The organism is Collinsella sp. AF05-9 (genome assembly GCF_003465595.1).
GTDB lineage: Bacteria > Actinomycetota > Coriobacteriia > Coriobacteriales > Coriobacteriaceae > Collinsella.
Map to the genome: position 1 here is coordinate 1 of NZ_QSBB01000057.1, position 5,583 is coordinate 5,583.

The window sequence follows — 5,583 nt, forward strand, 5'->3', positions numbered from 1 at the left end:
TACCGCCTCGCGGTGACATCGTTTTTATGTCAACCTTGGTCTAACAGAGCCTTTTGAATAGCCCAGCCAAGTTGCCCGAGACCCCCTGCCTGCCGCCGATTAAGCAGGACGATTCATAGCAAATTCGCATTGTATATACAGTCCAAATGCTTGTTTATGCATTGAGTTGTGGCGGATAGTGGTGGATAGCCAGAAGAAACACGAGGATTCGAGAAGGAAAATCCAAAACCAAAGCGGTTTCCCTGATCGACAAGATTTCAGAGAAACCGCTGGTAGATGGTGGTGGGCCCTCCGGGATTCGAACCCAGAACCCAGGGATTATGAGTCCCCTGCGCTAACCGTTGCGCCAAGAGCCCTTGTAAGGTGGCGAATGCGATAGGGGCCGTTTGAACAGGTCTCCTATCTTGAACCACGATGAGAAATACTACCATGCATGCGGAACCTGTTCAACGCACGATCTTGTCGACCAGGAGGATCATGGTGCCGCCTTTGACCTTGTGTGCCTATATGAAAAAAGGCCCCAACTTGCGTTGGAGCCTCATTCAATGCTCGGGTGGAGACGAGGGGGATCGAACCCCTGACCTCTTGACTGCCAGTCAAGCGCTCTCCCAGCTGAGCTACGCCCCCGTGCGAAGAAGTACTATACGGGAACTCGGACGGCGATGCAAGGACATTTTTGGAAAAACTTTCCGGGGGCGCGGGCACGCATCCGGGGACCGCGATGCCCCGGCACCGCCCGCCCATCCGGGGCCCATCCGGGGTCAGTCCGCCCGCCCCGTGGGACGCCCGCCGCGAAACTGGGCCATCTACTACGTCCGGGCGCCCGCCCTCGGGGAGGCCCGCCACGAATCCCGCCCATCTACTACCTTTGGGCGGCCCCGCCCGACCACACCGCCGATGGCAAAACGAAAACTGCAGGCAGACGGCCTGCGGTTTTCGCGAAACGAGGGTTGTGGTCGAGGGGTCGGGTCAAAAAGTAGTAGATGGCCCGCTTTCGTGGCGGAGGCATCCCGAGCGGCTAATCCAGGGTGCCAGCGAGCGGGAAAACGACCGTCTAGCAACCGATTTGCAGCCAATTGCACATGACGTTGGCTCGTAGCTCCGTTTCCGCCGTCTTTTGAGCCTCAGTTTTGTTCCTATAGCGCAATTCCAGGCGTGAACAAAGACTTCTAACGATCGCATCAAGCTGGTCAGCATCGTTAAGCATGTCGTGCGTAACCAGAAAGACGTCATACCCCATGCTTTGCAGCGCCGTCATACGCTTGGCATCGTGGTCGAGCACAGCACCCGATCCATGGATAACTTCCCCCTGAAGCTCCACGATGCCCGCCTTCATTATGGTCGGATTAACGATCAAGATATCCCCGTAGCAAACTTTTTGCCCCGCAATACTCTGCGCGGATGCGGTCAGCGGCGTAGGGTCGTTGACGTAGACGTTTCGAAAGCCGGCCCCGCCGCGGGAGCGCGGAAGCGACAGCAAGAGAATGCCAGCAACTTCGAGCGGAGACGCTGCTATTCCCGTCACCATCTGCGCGGCGTTGTAGAACTTCGCGCCCCGCTTGCGGCTTTTCATCTTCCTTGCGTACTCATGAAGCTCGTGTAATTCGATGAGCGGCTTTCTCATCCAAAGCGATGTGCCCTTTAACTTTATAACCTCTTTCGTTTTCTTTTTTCCGTCTGGCCCCTTTGCATTTATCGATTCTTTAACTTTTACGCGCGCATAAACGCGTTTCCACGGTGCTTCGTCTTGGCTTTCATCGAGTTCAAAGAGGGGATCAGTAGTGGCTTCTTTGGCGGCGTCATCGGCTTTCCGTAGTTCCGCTTCTACCGCAGCGGTGGGCTTAAAGACGGAGAACCACCCGCAGAATTCGTACATGGCAAGGACAAGATCGAATGGAGACATAAAGCGCGCCATGGTAAATAGCGTCGAAAGTGGGTTGGTTACCCTAAAGCCCAATGTGGTTTCCAACGTACCGTCCACCCCCGAAGCGTCTTCGCAGTGGATTGTCGTTCGCAAACCCGAATGGTAGTTAACGCCACCAGGCGCTGTCGTGGTAATGATCGGGGTCTTGAGGACGTTGGTTACGAAAGGGGCTTGGGATAGGGCTCGCCAGCCTTCTTCGGAGTTGGGTAGGCGTGGGTAGAGGTCGCGCACTTGCGGTGGGCAGCGCCAGTAGCGGAATGCGGTGTTTGCGCAGACGATTTCGTCCATTTGCGCCTCCCCTGGTATCGGCCGTAGGCCATGCGGATTGCGGACATGGCCGATTATCTACCGGGGCATCATGCGTGTAAGTACCGAAAGCAAACCAAAAGCTTGACGAGTTCCGCCGAAAAACCGTCGTGTGATAGAAATCCGCTGGAAGGCGCTCTGGGCATCTGGTCCCTGTCTCCACATTTGCGCTCGGATCACATGGGGAATTCAATGAAAATACGCATGCGTATTATACAAAACGGGCAATGGCGTCAATAAAAGGGTGCGATAAAAAATGACGCCTTAGACGACTGCAATTTGTTTTTGGTGTCAGCCTTGGTGTCAAAACGAAAAAGGTCAGAGGCTTAACACCTCTGACCTGTACTTTAGATGGTGGGCGATACAAGATTCGAACTTGTGACCCCATCCGTGTGAAGGATATGCTCTACCCCTGAGCCAATCGCCCGTCGCCTTTCGGCAAAAGAGATACTATCATAGCAGTGCGTGGTTTACCAAGAACTTTTTGCCCCCGATTTTAAATTCGTGGGCGTAGACCGCGCAACCGCAATCAGGGTAGCCGACAAACCAGCAGCTAAACCACCCTTTATCGCTTGATCCACGAGGTCTCGGGGCGGCAGCACAGGGTGCTGGGGATTTCCATGCGGTGTCCAATCCATTCAATTACCGGCGTGCGTATGCTTTGATTCTATACGTGCGACGGGTCGCCCGCGCCCGCAACGCAACCGCGGCGCAGCTCTACGGTTAGCTCGCTGTTCGTGCGGCGACTGGAAACGAGGTCCTGGATCCAAGCGTAGTATTGGTTGTCTTTGGGCTCGGGGCTGTCGATTAGCTCGACCGGAGTGCCGGCGAACCTTAAGACGGACAACGCAAAGACAAGGCTGGTGCGTTTGTTGCCGCCCTCAAAGATGTGGTCCTTGACCATGTGCTCGGCCACGTAGGTGACCTGGTCAAAGATGTCTGCGAAGCGATCGGCCGGCGATTGGCCGAATATCGTACAGAATGCGCCCGTAAGCACGGACTCGACGCGTCCAAACTCAAGCGCGGCCCGGTTTCCTGTGGCGTCGGTCGTATAGCAGCGCCCGACCGTCATCAGCGTGCTGTGCAGGTGCATCACGGCCGCGGCCATAGCTTCGAGCGAACCGGTATCATCGAGCACGAGCGGCGCGAACGGATGAGCGCTCCGCTGCATAGCCGCCATCATCTTGTTGAACATAGCTCCAAGGCATGTCTGACTCCTCTATAGCTTTACAGACGAAATAGCCTGCGAGTCGTATCCAGGGCAACCGGCTGCCAGATGAGGTCTTCGATTTCGCAGCTTAGGCTTTTTGCAAGCGCCAATGCTGATGAGACCGAGGCGCGACGTAGGTCGAGCTGGTTCTGCTCGTAGAGTTGTATGGCGCGAAGCTTAACCCCCGATTGGGCGGCGAGCTGTTTTTGCGTAAGGCCGGCCGCCTTTCGTGCCGCTTTGAGGCCCTTTTTGTCTGCCTGGGCGTTGTTCCATTTTTCGATAATAATCTGGGCGAATTTATCTTCGGAGGCCTCGTGAAGCGGATGGTACGAGCCGATGATCCAATCGAGCGGGGCGACTTCGAGTAGCTCATTAAAGCCCAAGTTGCACATCCATTGCGCATAGGCCAAAACCCAGCCCGCCCAATACTGAGGCGAACGGTCGAATGGATAGGTCTCCCTGCATTCGACGGGGGCCAGTCCCGCATGGGCAATAATATCGCGCGCGAGCTCGTCGCCCGCCATGCCGCAGACGACGCGAGGCATACCGCGCTCAAACTGTTTCATCTCAAGAGCGTTCGACAGGATCGCCGTCAACTCGGCTGGATTAAGCCCTTGGTCACAGAGGGCGAAATCGACCGCCTCGCCCAGCGTTCTCATGGCATCCTCGAGATACATCTCACTGTAGGCGTGGGTCATCGCCCGTCATCCCCTCTCGAATGATATCGACGATACGGATTCCCTCAAACGGTTTTTCGGCAAGTAGCTCCCGATGCTGCGCCCTTGCCACTACATCTCGCTTCTTGGTCAATGGGCCATACAGAGTTTGCTGTGCACGTTCAAATCCAGCAAAACGAATGCTCTTAAACGCACGCTCGCTTTTGAGCACAATCTGCTCTCCCAGGTTACCGAGCCTCATAGATCGACCAAGCTGATCGACGGTAATCGTATTGTTCACAAAAGCCCTGGCATAGCTAAAGTACGAGTCGTCCGCGCGCCATCCCCTTATTACGTCACAAGCGCTCGTGTCAGGTAGAAAATGATCGTGGAGATATTTACACGCCCCCGCGGCAATGGCGGTATCTTTGCGAAATGAACGATGCTCAACGAGCAGCGCCATCCAATGCAGCACGCAATACTGCGGCGATAGCAAGTCGAGAATTTTAAGATCGGCTGTATCGAGTTCATAGCGATTCGCAAAGCCATCGGTATCACGCGAGCATGCCCATTCCCTTGCAAGTTCGAGGCTGTCTGTGCAATAGAATCCCTGTCCATAGTCGTTATGGACTTTCCCCAGGCCAAGCTGGGGAGTCTTAATGATTTTCTGAGAACCATGCCACAGTTCCACGCGAGCCTCCTAATAGGTATCGCTCTAGCGATATTATAACAAACTATCGCTAGAGCGATACCTGTATTCAAAGAGCAAGAGGGTGCATGAAACCGAGTTTGAGTTCAATACTGGCTTCCAAGACTCTCCGAGTCCGGAAGAATGCGACAAAATTCTGACTTGTTGCCCACACTGGAGCGCACCAACGCCTCTGCCTGCAGTCTCTTTGCGAGAATAGGGCAGTGTGCTCGGCTGGTTCTGATTTTCCCCACACTTCCGGAAAACGGGAGCATCAGCAGCGGTGTGCAGCTTTGAGAGCTGCTGTTCCCAGTACGAACAGCAATGCGGACACGGCGATCCAATGGCTGTCGGCGGTCTTGGGAAGTGATGAGGAAGTCGCGGTTGTCGTCTTTGTCGCGATTGCGGGCTTCACCGTGGGGTGCGTCGCCTGTTCCATAGCAGCCCCTCTATTAGCAGGGTCAACATCGGCAGTGGACCCGCCATCCCCCGGCACCTCGCCGCCAGATGTGTCGGTCTCCCCTGTCGGGACGGTAGCGCCCTCGGGCTCTACAACAACGTGCGTTGCCGTCATTGAACCTGCGTCTACCATGCTGTCGGCCCCAAAAGCCCTGTCCTGTCAAACGACATTCAAGCCATGGCAGTAAATGGGACGTGATCGCGTCTATCGAGCATTGGTTTTAAGAGCTGCTTAGGTACAGTGCGTTGTGAATTGGATTAATTTAATCGATTTGAACCCATTAATAAAGGCTCTGTTAGACCACATTTGACACGATCGGCTGTTCGTCGAACCGGGAAA

At 55.1% G+C, this 5,583-nt stretch carries 5 protein-coding genes and 3 tRNA genes; all 8 read right to left on the bottom strand.

Features of this window, described 5'->3' with window-relative positions:
- Positions 1 to 280 precede the first annotated feature (280 nt).
- Positions 281 to 356 (bottom strand) — tRNA-Ile (locus DWV43_RS09710).
- A 198-nt stretch (positions 357 to 554) separates the two neighbouring features.
- Positions 555 to 627 (bottom strand) — tRNA-Ala (locus DWV43_RS09715).
- Positions 628 to 1,054: 427 nt separating this feature from the next.
- Complete coding sequence (locus tag DWV43_RS09720; RefSeq protein ID WP_117817360.1) at positions 1,055 to 2,212, bottom strand: hypothetical protein; 1,158 nt, start codon at positions 2,210 to 2,212, stop codon at positions 1,055 to 1,057.
- Between the two features lie 370 nt (positions 2,213 to 2,582).
- A tRNA-Val gene (locus DWV43_RS09725) sits at positions 2,583 to 2,657 on the bottom strand.
- 240 nt (positions 2,658 to 2,897) lie between these two features.
- Complete coding sequence (locus DWV43_RS09730; protein WP_117817362.1) at positions 2,898 to 3,425, bottom strand: Fic family protein; 528 nt, start codon at positions 3,423 to 3,425, stop codon at positions 2,898 to 2,900.
- 32 nt (positions 3,426 to 3,457) lie between these two features.
- Complete coding sequence (locus tag DWV43_RS09735; RefSeq protein WP_117817364.1) at positions 3,458 to 4,138, bottom strand: helix-turn-helix domain-containing protein; 681 nt, start codon at positions 4,136 to 4,138, stop codon at positions 3,458 to 3,460.
- Entirely contained in the window at positions 4,119 to 4,787 is a 669-nt protein-coding gene (locus DWV43_RS09740; RefSeq protein ID WP_117817366.1) for a DUF3990 domain-containing protein, read from the bottom strand. Before DWV43_RS09740 ends, DWV43_RS09735 begins: the two co-directional genes overlap by 20 nt.
- A gap of 271 nt (positions 4,788 to 5,058) precedes the next feature.
- On the bottom strand, positions 5,059 to 5,376 hold the full coding sequence (locus DWV43_RS10110) for a hypothetical protein (RefSeq protein WP_117817368.1): 318 nt from the start codon (positions 5,374 to 5,376) through the stop codon (positions 5,059 to 5,061).
- Between the last annotated feature and the right edge of the window lie 207 nt (positions 5,377 to 5,583).

What these genes read in the sequence shown, in the direction of transcription:
- DWV43_RS09730 (WP_117817362.1), bottom strand. Translation starts at nt 3,425, where the DNA reads ATGTTCAACAAGATGATGGCGGCTATGCAGCGGAGCGCTCATCCGTTC.
- DWV43_RS09735 (WP_117817364.1), bottom strand. Translation starts at nt 4,138, where the DNA reads ATGACCCACGCCTACAGTGAGATGTATCTCGAGGATGCCATGAGAACG.
- DWV43_RS10110 (WP_117817368.1), bottom strand. Translation starts at nt 5,376, where the DNA reads ATGGTAGACGCAGGTTCAATGACGGCAACGCACGTTGTTGTAGAGCCC.
- DWV43_RS09720 (WP_117817360.1), bottom strand. Translation starts at nt 2,212, where the DNA reads ATGGACGAAATCGTCTGCGCAAACACCGCATTCCGCTACTGGCGCTGC.